Origin of the sequence: Paramagnetospirillum magneticum AMB-1 (assembly GCF_000009985.1) — a bacterium.
Lineage (GTDB): Bacteria > Pseudomonadota > Alphaproteobacteria > Rhodospirillales > Magnetospirillaceae > Phaeospirillum > Phaeospirillum magneticum.
This window is the reverse complement of record NC_007626.1, coordinates 1,695,835-1,711,720: the sequence shown is the minus strand read 5'-3', so window position 1 is coordinate 1,711,720 and position 15,886 is coordinate 1,695,835. Positions and strand designations below refer to the sequence as shown.

Here is a 15,886-nt window from a genome sequence, read left to right as displayed (position 1 = left end):
GAGAAAAATCATGGCTCTGAAGATCATCGCTTCCGAATGCACCACCTGCGGCGCCTGTGAGTTCGAGTGCCCCAACGCCGCCATCTCCATCAAGAACGACGTCTACACCATCAAGGCCAGCGGCTGCACCGAGTGCGACGGCGACGCCCCGAAGTGCCAGGCGGTGTGCCCGGTCGAGGGCTGCATCGTCCAGGGCTGACCCGTTTTTCCCGTCGTCCCGGGGCGCCATGCGCCGTTCGGGACGACGGACCCCGAAGGTCCGCGAATGAGGAGGTCGCCATGAGCGATGGAACCCATTTCGAGCTATGGGACGAACCCGTTTACCAGCGCGGTGACAAGGTCATGGCGCTTCGGGACGTCCGCAATGACGGCACCTATCCGGGGTCCAGGATTGGCGAGTTCCTGATCCGCAAGGGCGAGTGGGGTTACGTCTCCCAGGTGGGGACCTATCTCAACCGCTTCTACGTCTATTCCGTGGACTTCGTGGAAGCCCGGATGCTGGTCGGCATGCGGGCCCACGAACTCAAGCGGATCGAAGAAGAAGAGAGGAAGGCGTCATGAAGGTCATGCTGCGCAAGGTCGGCGAAAAGTACGAGATCTACGTGCCCAAGAAGGATCTCGAGGAACTGGTCGTCGAGTCCGAGAAGGACGGCATCTGGGGCGGCACCATCAAGATCGCCAATGGCTGGACCTTTGCCATGCCCGACATGCCGCCCGATACCAAGCTGCCCATCACCGTCGAAGCACGAAAGCTGTCCGGCGGCGACGACTGATCCCCATGCAGGAGGACGCGGCCATGCTCGACTCCCCTCGTTCGCTGCTCGCCGGTATCGGCGCGGAGATTGCTGCGGGCAATCTCATCCCCTTCCTGGGGCCTGACGTGCTGACCATCGGGGCGGAACCGCCGGTGCCGGTCGGGGCTCGTGCCCTGTCCCTGGCCCTGGCGTCCAAGGTGGGCGTTCCCGGCCGCATCAAGAATAACCTGTGGCATTCCGCCCAGTACATCGAGACCCACAAGCACCGGGTCACCCTGGACAAGCTGATGGCCGCCTTCTTCCAGCCGGTGCCGGAGCCCAACGCCCTGCACCGCTGGCTGGCCGGGCTGCCCAAGCTGCCCATGGTGGTCGACACCTGGTATGACGGCGCCATGAAGGCCGCCTTCGAGACGGCGGGACGCGACAACTGGGGCATCGTCCAGGGCTGTTCCAAGGCGCGGCGTCTGGATGGCGGCGTCTGGTTCCGGGCCGTTTCGCCCGATGGCGCCATCGTCGGCGACGACGTGGCCGACGGCTGGCGCACCGTGCTTTACAAGCCCCATGGCGCCGCCCAGCCCACCGGCGACGTGCTGGTGTCGGATTCAGACTATGTGGAAGTGCTGACCGACATCGACATCGGGACCCCCATTCCCCAGGTGGTCAAGGATCGCCGGTCCAGCCGGGGCTTCGTCTTCCTGGGCTGCCGCTTCTATGACCAGATTCTGCGGACCTTCGCCCGCCAGATCACCAAGCGTTCGAGCGGCCCGCGTTACGCCGTCATCCCCGGCGACCTGACCCGCAACGAGATCAAGTTCCTGGAGCTCGAGGGCATCACCCCCATCATCTTGCCGCTGGCCGAGGCCGTCCCTTTGATGACCGAAGCCAACCCGGCCTGACCGCCGCCATCAACCCTTGGAGAGGATGAAACATGGCCAATGTGACTTTCAGCGCGCCGACCCTGGAAAAGGACGTCACCGTCTATGCGGTGGCCGGCGACAACAAGACCCTGCTGGGCGTGGCCAAGCAGAACAATATCGCCATTCCCTGCCAGTGCCAGGACGGCGAATGCGGCTCGTGCCTGATCAAGGTGACCATCCTTGACGACCGCGCCCCCCACGGCATCCACCTGACCGACAAGGAAAAGCTTACCCTTTCGGTCAATGGCAAGATGACCAAGGCTCAGTTGAACGACACCGAAACCAACGACATGCCCCCGCCCTACCGGCTGGCCTGTCAGTACATCGTCCGCGACGAGAACATCCTGGTGGAATTCTCGGGCGAGCCGGGCGTCGAGATCGATCTGCGGCGATAGGTGGCGGAAGCCTGCAGATCGAGAAGGGGCGCCCCCGGCGGGGCGCCCCTTCATTCTTTTGAAATAAGGGAATCGCGAAGCACCCCGAAGACGTCATAAAAACACATTCCAGAGTATAATCGCCATGTTTACAGATAGCGCTCTGATTGAGATAATCATAATGTTCACATGACCGGACGATTTATTCATAAGCGCCGGCATCAGACAGCACCATTTACATAGGAGCATTCCCCCTCATGGCTCTCGACCAGACCCTATCCCGTTTTACCGTGAGAGCCCGCATTTTCCTTGGGTTCGGCCTTGTTCTGCTCTTGCTGGCCCTGATCGCCATCATCGGAGCCAACGGTCTGAGCTCCGCCACCGATCAGGTCGAGGAGTTCTCCAGGGTCAGTGACAACACCGTGCGGGTCGCCGTTCTGGTCGGCGATTTCACCGAGGCTCGGCGCAATGTCCGGAACTACGCCAACGAGGGGGACGCGGCGTCGGCAAAGGCCGCCCGCGAACAGCTTGCCAAGGTCCGCAAGGACATCGCCGAGATCACCGGCAAGACCGTCAATCCGGCGCGCCGCGAAGCCCTGACCAAAATGTCGGGCGAAATCGATGGCTACGCCGCCAATTTCGAAAAAATGGCCGAGGCCCGGGCGGCCAAGGAAAAGCTGATCAACGAGCAACTGAGCGTCCTGGGCCAGCAGGCCCGCGAAGCCATGGCGAGCATTGTCTCCGGGGCCATGGCCAGCGGCGACTTCGAGGCGGCCGCGCAGAGCAGCCAGACCCAGGAAGCCCTGATGCAGGCGCGCCTGCTGGCCAGCCGCTTCACCAGCACCCCGACGCCGAAGCTTGCCGACGCCTCGCGCCAGCAGATGACCGCCTTCCTCGGCCTCGTCCACTCGCTGGAGGAGCGCCTGCGCGACCCAGCCCGCAAGCGCCTGGCCAAGGATGCCGCCGCCCAGGCCGAAAGCTATGCCGCCGCCTTCGGACAGATGGTGGACAGGACCATGCAGGTCGAGCAGCTGGCCAACACCGTGATGCGCAACGAGGCCATGGAAATCGCCAAACTGGCCAATCAGGTCCGGACCGCGCAGGTTGAACGTCTGGACACCCTGAAGGGGCAGACCATCAGCGGTATGGGACGGGCCACCGTCAGCGGCCTGGTCGTCTCGGGCGCCGCCCTGGCCGTCGGATTATTGCTGGCCCTGCTGATCGCCGGCAGCATCGTCACGCCGGTTCAGGCCATGACCGACACCATGACCAAGCTGGCCTCCGGCGACAAGACCGTCGCCATTCCCGCCACCGAGAACAAGGACGAGATCGGCGAAATGGCCCGTGCCGTCCAGGTGTTCAAGGACGGCCTCATCCGCGCCGAGCAACTGGAGGCCGAGGCCCGCGCCGACCAGGAACGCGAGGTGGCCCGCGGCCGCAAGCGCGAATTGCTGACCGCCGATTTCGACGTGATGATCCGCCGGGTGATCGCCAAGGTGGACAACACGGTGCAGAACGTTCACTCCACCTCCACCAGCCTGCACGCCGCCGCCGAGCAGACCTCGCGCCAGAGTGCCGCCGTGGCCGCCGCCGCCGAGCAGGCCACCGCCAATATCCAGACCGTGGCCAGCGCCGCCGAGGAACTGGGCGCCTCCACCCATGAGATCAGCCGCCGGGTGCAAGACACCACCCGCATCACCCAGGAAGCGGTGGACGGCGTCCAGACCGCCGACGCCACCGTGGAAGGCCTGTCCACCGCCGCCCAGAAGATCGGCGAAATCGTCAGCCTGATCAACGACATCGCCGCCCAGACCAATCTGCTGGCCTTGAACGCCACCATCGAGGCGGCCCGCGCCGGTGAGGCCGGCAAGGGCTTCGCCGTGGTGGCCAACGAGGTCAAGCACCTGGCCACCCAGACCGCCAAGGCCACCAGTGAGATCGCCGAACAGATCGGCGGCATCCAGAACTCCACCCAAAGCGCTGTGAACGCCATCAAGACGGTGGGCGCCGCCATTGGACGGGTGGACGAGGTGGTGTCGTCCATCGCCGCCGCGGTCGAGGAGCAAAACGCCGCCACCCAGGAAATCGTCCGCAACGTGCAGGAAGCCGCCAACGGCAATCACGAGGTGACCAGCAACATCTCCGAGGTGTCGTCGGCCGCCCACATGACCGGCGAGATGGCTTCCAACATGTTCAAGGTGGCCGAGGTACTCGAAGAATCCGGCACCAGCCTGGGCAAGCACGTGGAGACCTTCCTGGCCAGCGTTCAGGCGGTATAGATCAGGCTATCGCCCGCACCCGTCCGGGGCGATGCCCCGGACGGGACGCGCTGGGATAGGCTACCGTCCGGGGACCGAGCAGATTCCGTCGCTGCGGGGGCAGGTTTCCGACAGGGGTTCGGGCGCCGGGGCCAGGCCCAGCCAGGCGTCGACCGCCGCCTCGTCGAAGCCGGCCATGCGCCGCCCACTGCTTTCCATCAGTGGACGCCGGATCAGCAACGGATCCATGCACATCTCGGCCAGGGCCTCGTCCGCGCCGATGGCCTCGGGCACCACCGCCCCGGATTTGACCCGGGGTGCGGCCCGGTTGAACCATTGGGCCACCGGCAAGCCGTCGAAGAACGGTCGCAGGGTGTCGGGACTCCAGCCCTGGGCGCGGATGTCGAGCGCCACCACGTCGTGTCCCGACTTGGCCAGCAGCTGCTTTTGACGGGTATTGTTCATGCAGCCCGGCTTTTCGTAGAAGACGATCAGTGCCATTGCCTGGCCCTCCCTCACTTTAACGTGTCCGCCAGCGCCAGCAGGGCCGGCACATGGGCGCGAATTTCATCGGTCACCGCCTTGTCCAGCTTGCCCAGCCAGGCCGACGGGATCTCGCGGACGCCATAGGTCGCGCCGGCCAGCATACCGGCGATGGCGCCGGTGGTATCGGCGTCGCCACCCTGATTGACCACTTCGATCAGGCAGTTGCGGAAGGAATCCGTGAGGAAATAGAAGTGCAGCACGGTCTGCATGGTATCGACGATATAGGCGGTGGACTGGCCCCGAAAGGTCTCGAATTTGAAGCATTTGTGCTTCTCCACCAGGGCGTTGGCCTCGTCGCGGGCCGCCTTCATGCCCTGGCCCGCCAGCAGCGCCTGGGTCATGCGCCCCAGCGCCAGGGTAGCGTCGTCGGACAGGGGATGGTTGTGGGTGATGTGGCTTTGGGCCACCGTCCACTCTTCCATCAGATCGGGGCGGTGCAAGGTGGCTATGGCGGTGGGCAGATTGCGCATGGCGGCGCCGTTGCCGGCATCGCCCTCGCAATAGCCGCCGTCCAGGGTGCCGTTGGTGATGAAGCGGCGGATGCCGCGACGGCAGGTGTTGCCCACATCCACCGGCCCGGTCTTCAGCCAGGCGGCGAATTCCTCGCAGACATTGGCGAGATCGAGCCCGCCCTTGGCGATCAGGGAGCGGCCCAGGCACAAGGCCATCTCGGTATCGTCGGTCACCTGTCCGGGCGCCAGGTGCAGCCAACCGCCGCCGATCATCTTGCGGTGCAGGCCGTACTTTTCCCGGATTTCCCCCTTAGTCAGGAACTCCACCGTCGCCCCCAGGGCATCGCCGACGGCAAAACCGAGATAGGCGCCCAGCGCACGCTCCTCCAGGGAGGGGCCGGACGAGGGAGATCGGTCGAGAAAGGGCAGGCGCATGGGAGATCCGGTCAGTAGTAGGACGCGGTGACCCGGTAGTCACCACCGATCACCAGGTACTCGCCCTCCCCCTTCAGGGGTTGGACGGGCAGCAGCGTGTTGAAGAACAGAACCTTCACCACCGGCACACGGGCGGTGAGGATGGTGTCGCCGAAACAGTCGGCGACCTCGCGGTCTGACGAAAAGGACGCCAGGTTGTTGAGGCGCATGATCACCGTCTTGCGATCAACGCGCTCGACCACCTGATGCTCGTCGAAGGAATTGACGCCGCGATAGAGCGTCAGATGGGTCTGGCCGGGGGCGGCATGGCGGGCCAGGCCCCACTGGCAAAACTCGTAGAGCATGTCCAGCTGGCAATAGATGGAGTTGTTGTGGAAGCGCGACGACATCTTCTCGTCCACATAGGTCGCCCAGCCCTGGGTGGAGAAGCGGGTGATCATCTCCTTGTGAAAGGTGGGAAACAGCCCGAAGCGGCTTTCCACCCAACCCTTGAGCACGGCGCCCTCGGGCGCGTTGGAATCATAGCCCCACCCCTTGAGCAGGCGCAGGAAGCTGGAGCGGTAGCGCCGGCGCTCGCCCTTCAGTTCCTCCTGCTGCTCGGGGTCGATGCCGAACATGGCCATCATGTACTTATAAAAGGCATCGCCGGCATCCATCAGCCCGTCGGACTGCCCCAGCATCTCGAACAGCTGCTTGTTCATCTCGCGGACGCCCGAGATGTGAAGCTCCCGCGGGTCCTCGTTGAACGCGGACGAACCCAGCAGGCTGGTTGACAACCCGACCAGATTGGTGCTGTGGCCGATGCTCTGCGCGCGCGCGTCCATCATGTCTCGACTCGAACCCCCGTTATTCAGCCGCGACACATGCAAGACTCATACCCATTGGCATAGCCCGACAGAAAAGGGCCGAAACCCTGCTCCTGTTGGGGTTGCAACACTGCCGGTGCGCTTTGTCGGATTCCGCACAGACGCCCAAAAAGCGGGCAGGACTGCGGCACACCACGACATCATATTGATTTTACACGATTATTTTTTGTCGCTGCGGCGCACACCAAACTGGCACGCCCATTGCGATGAGGAGGCCGTGGCGGTGACCCAGTCCTCGCCGAGCAAATTTTGAAGGCCAACCTGAAAGGAAATTCCCATGGTTCGTCAGATCGCTTTCTACGGCAAGGGCGGTATCGGTAAGTCCACCACCTCGCAGAACACCCTGGCCGCTCTCGTCGAGATGGGTCAGAAGATCCTCATCGTCGGCTGCGACCCCAAGGCCGACTCCACCCGCCTGATCCTCAACACCAAGCTGCAGGACACCGTGCTGCACCTGGCCGCCAAGGCCGGCTCGGTGGAAGACCTCGAGCTCGAGGACGTGATGAAGATCGGCTACAAGGGCATCAAGTGCACCGAGTCGGGCGGCCCCGAGCCGGGCGTCGGCTGCGCCGGCCGTGGCGTGATCACCGCCATCAACTTCCTGGAAGAGAACGGCGCCTATGACGACGTGGACTACGTGTCCTACGACGTGCTGGGCGACGTGGTGTGCGGCGGCTTCGCCATGCCGATCCGCGAGAACAAGGCTCAGGAAATCTACATCGTCATGTCCGGCGAGATGATGGCCCTGTTCGCCGCCAACAACATCGCCAAGGGCATTCTGAAGTATGCCGGTTCGGGCGGCGTCCGCCTGGGCGGCCTGATCTGCAACGAGCGCCAGACCGACCGCGAGCTGGAGCTGGCCGAGGCCCTGGCCAAGAAGCTGAACACCCAGATGATCCACTTCGTGCCGCGTGACAACGGCGTGCAGCACGCCGAGCTGCGTCGCCAGACCGTCATCCAGTACGCCCCCGACTCCAAGCAGGCCGGCGAATACCGCGCCCTGGCCACCAAGATCCACAACAACGGCGGCAAGGGCACCATCCCGACCCCGATCACCATGGAAGAGCTCGAGGACATGCTGCTCGAGTTCGGCATCATGAAGTCCGACGAGCAGGCCCTGGCCGAGCTCGAGGCCAAGGAAAAGACCCTCTGCAGCGCCGGTTGATCGGCATCAGCGCCTAACCCGCCCCCGCCGGCCCGGTTCACGGGTCGGCGGACCGGGCGGGCAAAGTGAAGCTCTAGAGAAGGAGAAGGGGCATGAGCCTCGAATACACCAACGACACCGCCGCCAACCAGGCGCTGATCAAGGAAGTCCTCGATCAGTACCCGGAAAAGTCGGCCAAGAAGCGCGCCCGCCACCTCGGCACCGTCAAGACCGAAGAGAACGGCACCCCGACCTGCGGCGTGAAGTCCAACATCAAGTCGGTTCCCGGCGTCATGACCGTTCGCGGTTGCGCCTATGCCGGCGCCAAGGGCGTGGTGTGGGGTCCGGTCAAGGACATGGTCCACATCTCCCACGGTCCGATCGGCTGCGGTCAGTATTCCTGGTCCCAGCGTCGCAACTACTTCACCGGCACCGTCGGCATCGACAGCTTCGTCACCATGCAGGTGACCTCGGATTTCCAGGAACGCGACATCGTTTTCGGCGGTGACAAGAACCTGGAAGTGATGATCGACGAGCTGGACGGGCTGTTCCCGCTGAACAACGGCATCTCGGTGCTGTCCGAGTGCCCCATCGGCCTGATCGGCGACGACATTGAAGCCGTCGCCAAGAAGAAGGCCAAGGACATCGGCAAGAAGGTCGTTCCGGTCCGCTGCGAAGGCTTCCGTGGCGTGTCCCAGTCCCTGGGCCACCACATCGCCAACGACGCCATCCGGGATTGGGTCTTCGAGAAGGGCACCGAGGAAGAGTGGGCGACCGGCCCCTACGACGTGAACCTGATCGCCGACTACAACATCGGCGGCGATGCCTGGCCGAGCCGCAAGCTCCTGGAAGAGATCGGCCTGCGGGTCATCGGTTCCTGGTCCGGCGACGCCACCCTGGCCGAGATCGAGCGCGCCCCCAAGGCCAAGCTGAACCTCATCCATTGCTATCGGTCGATGAACTACATCTGCCGTCACATGGAAGAGAAGTACGGCATGCCCTGGATCGAATACAACTTCTTCGGTCCGACCCAGATCGCCGCTTCGCTCCGCAAGATCGCCGCCGCCTTCGACGAGACCATCCAGAAGAAGGCCGAAGAGGTCATCGCCAAGTATCAGCCACTGGTGGACGCGGTCACCGCCCGCTTCAAGCCGCGGCTGGATGGCAAGACGGTCATGCTGTATGTGGGCGGCCTGCGCCCCCGTCACACCGCCACCGCCTACGAAGACCTGGGCATGAAGATCGTGGGCTCGGGCTACGAGTTCGCTCACAACGACGACTATCAGCGCACCGCCACCTACCTCAAGGAAGGCACGCTGATTTATGACGACGTCAGCGAGTTCGAGCTGGAGAAGTTCATCGAGCAGCTCCGTCCCGACCTGGTCGGTTCGGGCATCAAGGAGAAGTACTCGACCCAGAAGATGGGCGTGCCCTTCCGCCAGATGCACTCGTGGGACTACTCGGGCCCCTATCACGGCTATGACGGCTTCGCCATCTTCGCCCGTGACATGGACATGGCCATCAACGCCCCGGTGTGGGGCAAGCTCAAGGCCCCGTGGAAGGCCGCCTAAGCCCTTTCACACGGACCCTGATCTGGTTTTAGGAAATCCCCTCCCCGCGTGTCGCCCAATATCCGGGGGCGCGGGGAGGAATAAGGAGAGACTGCCATGCCGCAGAGCGCTGAAAACATCAAGGACCACATCTCCCTGTTCTCCGAGCCCGAGTACAAGGAATTGTTGGCCCAGAAGAAGGCCAATTACGAGTGCCGCCCGTCTGACGAAAAGGTCAACGAGCAGCTCGAATACTCCAAGACCTGGGAGTATCGCGAGAAGAACTTCGCCCGTACCAAGGCCGTCATCAACCCGCACAAGGCCTGTCAGCCGCTCGGTGCCGTGTTCGCCGCCGCCGGCTTCGAAGAGACCCTGCCCTACGTGCATGGCTCCCAGGGCTGCGCCGCCTACTTCCGCTCGCACCTCGCCCGTCACTTCAAGGAAGCTTCGGCCTGCGTGTCGGACTCCATGACCGAAGACGCGGCCGTGTTCGGCGGCCTGAACAACCTGGTGGAGGGCCTGCTCAACGCCAAGCACCTCTACAAGCCGAAGATGATCGCCGTCTCCACCACCTGCATGGCGGAAGTCATCGGCGACGATCTCAGCGCCTTCATCGCCACCGCCAAGGAAAAGGAATCGGTCCCGGCCGACTTCCCCGTCCCCTTCGCCCACACTCCGTCGTTCGTCGGCAGCCACACCGTCGGCTACGACAACATGATCAAGGGCATCTTCAACTACTTCTGGGACCGCGAGAAGGGCGAGGTCAAGACCGGCGCGTCCAACGGCAAGATCAACATCATCCCCGGCTTCGACGGTTACGCGGTCGCCAACAACCGCGAACTGAAGCGCTACCTGGATGCCATGGGCGTCGATTACACCCTGGTCGGCGACGTCTCGGAGGTGTTCGACACCCCCACCGATGGCACCTTCCGCATGTATGACGGCGGCACCAAGCTCGATGACGTCCGCGACGCCATCAACGCCAAGGCCACCCTCGGCCTGCAGCACTACTGCTCGGACAAGACCCTGGAATACGTCGCGTCCAAGGGTCAGGCCACCGCGTCCCTGAACTACCCCATGGGCGTGTCCGGGACCGACGCCATGCTGATGAAGATCTCCGAGCTGTCGGGCAAGGCGATCCCCGAGGCCATCGAAAAGGAACGCGGCCGTCTGGTCGACGCCATCGCCGACAGCCAGGGCTGGCTGCACGGCAAGAAGGCCGCTATCTTCGGCGATCCCGACTTCGTGCTGTCCATGGCCTCCTTCCTGATGGAGCTGGGCATTGAACCCACTCACTGCCTGTGCACCAACGCCGGCAAGGAATGGGACGCCCAGATGAAGGCCGTCCTGGCCGCGTCGCCCTTCGGCGCCGATTGCCAGGTGTGGGCGGGCAAGGACCTCTGGCACCTGCGCTCCCTGCTCTTCACCGAGCCGACCGACATGATCATCGGCAGCTCCTACGGCAAGTATCTGGAGAAGGACACCGGCATCCCCCTGATCCGTCTGACCTTCCCCGTGTTCGACCGTCACCACCACCACCGCTTCCCCACCATGGGCTACCAGGGTGCGCTGCGGACCCTGGTCGAGATCCTCGACCGGATCTTCGAGGTGGCCGACGCGTCGAGCGACATCTCCTACGACCTCACGCGTTGATCTCCCAACCCTTCCATAACGCGTGAGACCCGCCCCGGAGAGGAACCCGCCCTCTCCGGGGCTTCTCGTTTGGGGGATGAGTTGCGAAGGGTGCCGCCCTTCACCCGCAAGGAGGCTGGCCTCCTTGACCTCCAATCCTCCCCGCCCCTACCAGCCGCTCCATCCCCTGGCGGTCCAGGCGATGGGGCAGCCAGTCGGGCAGCGCCGCAAAGCCCTGGCGCTCATAGAATTTCCGCCCTTCGGCGTTCCAGGCCACCACGTTGACATCCATGCGGCAACAGCCCCGCTCCATGGCCAGGGCGGCGGCGGCGGACAGCAGCGTCTTGCCCGCCCCCGTCCCCCGCGCCGCCTCGTCCACGAACAGGTCATGCACCACCAGGGTGGGAGCGCCGCGCCAACTGGAATAGGCCTGGTACAGCACCGCCATTCCCCGCACGGCGCCATCGACCTCGGCCAGCAGGGCCTCGAACCGGCGCTCCGGCCCGAAGCCGTCGGCGCGGATGGTGTCCTCGGTGGTGACGACGCCGTCGGGCTCGCCCTCGAACGCCGCCAGCAGGCGGAGAAGCCGCAGGATGTCGCCACTGTCCTCCGGCCGCGCCGGTCGCACGCACACGCTCATGCTGTCCTCCCCTCGATAGGCGGCAAGGTTATCACACCCGCCACGCCATCGCCCGGACTCCACAAGTATTCTTATGATTGTATTCAATGCAATTAGGATTCCGCGTTAGCATTTACCGCGCATATATATACATGTATAAATTAAGCATTATGCGACGACTGACACCGAAGGGGGATTGGAATGAACCGTCTGATTTTGGGGGGTCTTTTGCCCGCGCTGATGCTGTCGGCTTGCGCGTCTCAATCGGGCAAGCTGGCGCCCGACGGCCCCAAGGGAGACCTCAAGGCGTCGCTGCCCTATTTGCGCATGGAGATCGACAACACCAAGACCTGCAAGGGCGTGGTGACCAGCGACCGCCTGGACAGCCAGCAGGGCAGCTACTATGTCCGCCTGGGTGCGCTTTATTCCAGCCAGGACGCCGACACCGCCATGGCCTATGGCGTCCGCACCCGTCCCATGCTGCTGCGCGCCCTGTGGTCGGACAAGACCGGCTTCACCCTGACCGCCACCATCACCGTGGACAGCCAGCCCGCCTATCAGGCCACCGTCCCCCTGTATGCGGTCAGCCACGACAGCGGCCAGCAGGGGGAAAGCTTCACCACCAATCTCGACCTGATCTGGCAGAACACCTTCATCAAGGTGCAGCCCGGCGCCACCCTCAACGTCCAGTTCGAGAGCAAGTTCTCCAAGACCGTGGAGACCGGGGCCCTCAGCGCCGCCCTCCGGGTGGCCAAGGTGGCCACCACCGCCATGGCGCCCGAGGCCAAGATCCTCACCACCCTCAACCAGGGGCGCATGCAGACCGAGGCGCGGCTGTGGGACAAGGCGCTGGGCCAGCTCTTCGCCCAGAATGCCACGGAGCAGATCAGCCTGGTGACCACCCCGGAGCAGATCGGCAGCAATTCCTGCGGCGTCGTCACCCTCTATGCCCCCGGCTATAACGAGGAGATCGATCCCCAGATGAAGATCGGCACGTGGCGGGTGGGGGTCAACGACTGGCGGCGCTCCATCTTCACCGACGCGGCCTGCCTGACCAAGGCCCTCGATGGGGGATGCGCCTCGGACGTGATCTCCAAGCTGACCCCCATGCGCGTCCTGGACGAGCCGGTGGGCGGCGGCAAGAGCATCGGCACCTTCCTCAAGGAGCAGGACATCGTCCCCATCGCCATCAGCCAGACCGACAGCGAAGTCCAGAAGCAGGAGGCCTCGTCCTTCTGCCGCCGGGTCACCACCTCGCTGGTGTCCCTGGGCCTGACCGACATCGACGCCAAGCTGGGGCTTTGGGCCTTCGCCATGGGCTATCCCATGCCCACCGAGATCTCCGACGCCCTGACCCAGCATCCCGACTGCCAGAACCAGATCCGGCCGTTCGAGTTCCGTCTGCCCGTCAGCCTGGGCACCAGCCGCTAAAAGCAGCGCATCCCCGACACCGGCCATTGTCGCATGTCCGACAATGGCCGGTTGCCGTTTGCGCACCCCCCAGCATTTCCGCCACTTTTACTAATGGCACGGCCCTTGCGAGTCAGGACCCGAACCGCTTTACGCGAGGTCCGCCATGCTGAAGGCCAAGATCGCCGAACTGATGCACGAACCCGGATGCGCCACCAACCAGGCGAAATCCGAAGGTGAGCGCAAGAAGGGCTGCGGCAAGTCGCTCACCCCCGGCGCCGCCGCCGGCGGCTGCGCCTTCGACGGTGCCAAGATCGCGCTCCAGCCCATCACCGACGTGGTCCATCTCGTCCACGGCCCCATCGCCTGCGAGGGCAATTCCTGGGACGGCCGTAATTCCTGGAGCAGCGGCTCGGACCTCTACCGCAAGGGCTTCACCACCGATCTGACCAACCTGGACATTATCGCCGGTGGCGAGAAGAAGCTCTACAAGGCCATCAAGCAGGCCATCGCCCGCCACAACCCGCCCGCCGTCTTCGTCTACCAGACCTGTGTCGGCTCGCTGATCGGCGACGACGTGGACGCCGTGTGCCGCGCCGCCACCCAGCGCCTGGGCACCCCGGTGATCCCGATCAATTCGCCGGGCTTCGTCGGCTCGAAGAACCTGGGCAACCGCTTAGGCGGCGAGGCGCTGTTCGAGCATGTGATCGGCACGGTGGAGCCCGACGATGCCGGCCCCTGCGACATCAATATCCTGGGCGAGTACAACGTGGCGGGCGAGCTGGACCAGTTCCGCCCCCTGCTGGCCCGCCTGGGGATCCGCCTGCGCGCCTCCATCACCGGCGACGCCCGCTATCGCGAGGTGGCGGCCTGCCACACGGCGCGCGCCAACATGGTGCTGTGCTCCCAGGCCCTGGTGACGCTCGCCCGCAAGATGAAGGAGAAGTGGGGCATCCCCTACTTCGAAGGCTCGTTCTACGGCATCTCCGACACCTCGGACGCCCTGCGCAACATCGCCCGCATGCTGGTGGAGCGCGGCGCCGATCCCACCCTGACCGACCGCACCGAGGCTCTGATCGCCGAGGAAGAGGCCAAGGCCTGGGCGCGGCTGGAGCCCTACAAGGCCCGTCTGGCGGGCCGCAAGGTGCTGCTTTACACCGGCGGCGTCAAAAGCTGGTCGGTGATCCAGGCCCTGCAGGAAGTGGGCATGGAAGTGGTGGGCTCCTCGGTCCGCAAGGCCACCGAGGCCGACAAGTCCAAGGCGCTGGAACGTCTGGGCGGCGACGAGGACAAGCTGGCCGACGCCATCACGCCGCGCGACATGTACGCCATGTTCAAGGACGGCAAGGCCGACATGATGCTGTCGGGCGGACGTTCGCAATTCGTGGCGCTGAAGGCCCGCACCCCCTGGATCGACATCAATCAGGAACGCCACCACGGCTATGCCGCCTATGACGGCATGGTGGCCCTGGTGCGCGAGATCGATCTTTCCATCAACAGCCCGATCTGGGCGCAGGTCCGCGCCCCCGCCCCCTGGGAGAATTCGTGATGGCCCTTATCGTCGACCACAACAAGGCGCTTTCCACCTCTCCGCTCAAGGTCAGCGCGCCGCTGGGCGCGGCGCTGGCCTTCATGGGGATGAAGGGCTGCCTGCCCATGTTCCACGGCTCCCAGGGCTGCACCGCCTTCGCCCTGGTGATGATGGTCCGCCACTTCCGCGAGGCCATCCCGCTGCAGACCACCGCCATGAACGAGATCAGCACCATCCTGGGTGGCATGGACCAGGTGGAGGAAGGTCTCCTCAACATCGCCAAGCGCGCCAAGCCGGAAATCATCGGCCTGATCTCCACCGCCCTGACCGAGACCCGCGGCGAAGACATGGCCGGCGACGTCAAGGTCATTCGGGCACGCAACAAGGAACTGGCCGATATCGCCGTGGTCGACGTCTCGGCCCCCGACTTCTCGGGCTCGCTGGAGACCGGCTGGGGCAAGGCGGTGACCGCCATCATCAAGAGCCTGGCCAAGCCGTCCGGCAACCACGCCAAGCTGGACCGGGTCAACCTGCTGCCCGGCGCCCATCTCACCCCCGGTGACGTGGAGGCCTTAAAGGACATCATCGCCGATTTCGGCCTGGAGGCCATGGTCCTGCCCGACCTGTCGGACTCCCTGGACGGCCATGTGCCCGACGCCTATACCCCCACCACCCTGGGCGGCACCGCCGTCGCCCAGGTGCGCGAGATGGGCCGGGCACGCCTGACCATCGCCATCGGCGAGCACATGCGCATCGCCGCCAAGACCGCCGAGACCATCACCGGCGTTCCCTCGGTGGTGCTGGACCGGGTCACCGGCCTGGATGCCGTCGACCGCCTGATGGTCTGCCTGTCCACCGTGGCCGGCGTTCCCGTTCCCGCCCGCCAGCGCCGCGCCCGCTCGCAGCTGGTGGACGCCATGCTGGACGGCCACTTCTATTTCGGCGGCCGCTCCATCGCCATCGCCGCCGAGCCCGCCTTGCTGTGGAGCATGGGCAAGCTGGCCACCGACATGGGCGCCACCGTCGCGGCGGCGGTCACCACCCAGCCCGTCCCCATGCTGGCCGAGCTGAAGGCCGAACGGATCATCGTCGGCGATTTCGAGGATCTGGAGGACCAGATCCTGGAGGCCGGCGGCGCCGACCTGATCATCGCCAATTCCAATGGACGTCAGGTGGCCGCCCATCACGGCATCCCGCTGTTCCGCGCCGGCTTTCCGGTGTTCGACCGCCTGGGCGCCGCCCACCTGACATCGGCGGGTTACCGCGGCACGCGGGACCTGATCACCCAATTGGGCAACATCCTGATGGAGCGCCCCGGACACGCCCACCAGCAGTCGGAGCACGCCCATGGTCACCAGAGTGCTGCGGCTGGTTGATCCCGCCGCGCCCCCTTCCCA

Annotated in this window: 16 protein-coding genes; 12 read left to right on the top strand and 4 right to left on the bottom strand. The window is 64.8% G+C overall.

Features of this window, described 5'->3' with window-relative positions; all coding sequences use genetic code 11:
- The first annotated feature begins 10 nt into the window (after positions 1-10).
- From AMB_RS07980 to AMB_RS24275, 6 genes are all read left to right on the top strand, one after another.
- Positions 11-199, top strand: coding sequence for a 4Fe-4S dicluster domain-containing protein (locus AMB_RS07980; protein WP_008621160.1), 189 nt, complete (start codon positions 11-13; stop codon positions 197-199).
- A gap of 80 nt (positions 200-279) precedes the next feature.
- The gene (locus AMB_RS07975; RefSeq protein WP_043743832.1) at positions 280-561 is read left to right on the top strand and encodes a nitrogen fixation protein NifZ; all 282 of its coding nucleotides are present in this window, start codon (positions 280-282) and stop codon (positions 559-561) included.
- A complete protein-coding gene (gene nifT, locus AMB_RS07970; protein ID WP_011383991.1) occupies positions 558-773 on the top strand; it encodes a putative nitrogen fixation protein NifT in 216 nt (71 codons plus the stop codon). The genes AMB_RS07975 and nifT overlap by 4 nt, the downstream gene beginning before the upstream one ends.
- Positions 774-796: 23 nt before the next feature.
- Positions 797-1,651 carry an SIR2 family NAD-dependent protein deacylase gene (locus tag AMB_RS07965; RefSeq protein WP_043746319.1) on the top strand — a complete coding sequence of 285 codons (855 nt, stop codon included), beginning with the start codon at positions 797-799 and terminating at the stop codon, positions 1,649-1,651.
- 32 nt (positions 1,652-1,683) lie between these two features.
- Positions 1,684-2,067, top strand: coding sequence for a 2Fe-2S iron-sulfur cluster-binding protein (locus AMB_RS07960; RefSeq protein ID WP_011383989.1), 384 nt, complete (start codon positions 1,684-1,686; stop codon positions 2,065-2,067).
- A gap of 236 nt (positions 2,068-2,303) precedes the next feature.
- Positions 2,304-4,325: a methyl-accepting chemotaxis protein gene (locus AMB_RS24275; protein WP_011383988.1), complete on the top strand. Its 2,022-nt coding sequence runs from the start codon at positions 2,304-2,306 to the stop codon at positions 4,323-4,325.
- 60 nt (positions 4,326-4,385) lie between these two features.
- Here AMB_RS24275 and AMB_RS07950 read toward each other — a convergent pair whose 3' ends face one another.
- From AMB_RS07950 to AMB_RS07940, 3 genes are read right to left on the bottom strand one after another with little or no spacing between them, the layout of a single operon-like run.
- Complete coding sequence (locus AMB_RS07950) at positions 4,386-4,805, bottom strand: ArsC/Spx/MgsR family protein (RefSeq protein ID WP_043743829.1); 420 nt, start codon at positions 4,803-4,805, stop codon at positions 4,386-4,388.
- A 14-nt stretch (positions 4,806-4,819) separates the two neighbouring features.
- Positions 4,820-5,737: an ADP-ribosyl-[dinitrogen reductase] hydrolase gene (gene draG / locus AMB_RS07945; RefSeq protein WP_011383986.1), complete on the bottom strand. Its 918-nt coding sequence runs from the start codon at positions 5,735-5,737 to the stop codon at positions 4,820-4,822.
- 11 nt (positions 5,738-5,748) lie between these two features.
- Positions 5,749-6,564 carry an NAD(+)--dinitrogen-reductase ADP-D-ribosyltransferase gene (locus AMB_RS07940; RefSeq protein ID WP_011383985.1) on the bottom strand — a complete coding sequence of 272 codons (816 nt, stop codon included), beginning with the start codon at positions 6,562-6,564 and terminating at the stop codon, positions 5,749-5,751.
- Positions 6,565-6,874: 310 nt separating this feature from the next.
- Here AMB_RS07940 and nifH point away from each other — a divergent pair, with 310 nt between their 5' ends.
- The 3 genes from nifH to nifK all read left to right on the top strand — a co-directional run bounded on the left by nifH (position 6,875) and on the right by nifK (position 10,950).
- Positions 6,875-7,768: a nitrogenase iron protein gene (nifH, locus tag AMB_RS07935; RefSeq protein WP_148207338.1), complete on the top strand. Its 894-nt coding sequence runs from the start codon at positions 6,875-6,877 to the stop codon at positions 7,766-7,768.
- 92 nt (positions 7,769-7,860) lie between these two features.
- Positions 7,861-9,318: a nitrogenase molybdenum-iron protein alpha chain gene (gene nifD, locus AMB_RS07930; protein ID WP_011383983.1), complete on the top strand. Its 1,458-nt coding sequence runs from the start codon at positions 7,861-7,863 to the stop codon at positions 9,316-9,318.
- Positions 9,319-9,414: 96 nt separating this feature from the next.
- Complete coding sequence (gene nifK / locus AMB_RS07925) at positions 9,415-10,950, top strand: nitrogenase molybdenum-iron protein subunit beta (protein WP_011383982.1); 1,536 nt, start codon at positions 9,415-9,417, stop codon at positions 10,948-10,950.
- Positions 10,951-11,050: 100 nt separating this feature from the next.
- On the opposite strand, the gene AMB_RS07920 is transcribed toward nifK, so the two are convergent.
- The gene (locus AMB_RS07920; RefSeq protein WP_011383981.1) at positions 11,051-11,569 is read right to left on the bottom strand and encodes a GNAT family N-acetyltransferase; all 519 of its coding nucleotides are present in this window, start codon (positions 11,567-11,569) and stop codon (positions 11,051-11,053) included.
- A 180-nt stretch (positions 11,570-11,749) separates the two neighbouring features.
- Here AMB_RS07920 and AMB_RS07915 point away from each other — a divergent pair, with 180 nt between their 5' ends.
- From AMB_RS07915 to nifN, 3 genes are all read left to right on the top strand, one after another.
- On the top strand, positions 11,750-12,979 hold the full coding sequence (locus AMB_RS07915; protein ID WP_011383980.1) for a hypothetical protein: 1,230 nt from the start codon (positions 11,750-11,752) through the stop codon (positions 12,977-12,979).
- 145 nt (positions 12,980-13,124) lie between these two features.
- Positions 13,125-14,507 carry a nitrogenase iron-molybdenum cofactor biosynthesis protein NifE gene (gene nifE, locus AMB_RS07910; RefSeq protein ID WP_011383979.1) on the top strand — a complete coding sequence of 461 codons (1,383 nt, stop codon included), beginning with the start codon at positions 13,125-13,127 and terminating at the stop codon, positions 14,505-14,507.
- Positions 14,507-15,865 carry a nitrogenase iron-molybdenum cofactor biosynthesis protein NifN gene (gene nifN / locus AMB_RS07905; protein WP_011383978.1) on the top strand — a complete coding sequence of 453 codons (1,359 nt, stop codon included), beginning with the start codon at positions 14,507-14,509 and terminating at the stop codon, positions 15,863-15,865. Before nifE ends, nifN begins: the two co-directional genes overlap by 1 nt.
- Positions 15,866-15,886: the final 21 nt, after the last annotated feature.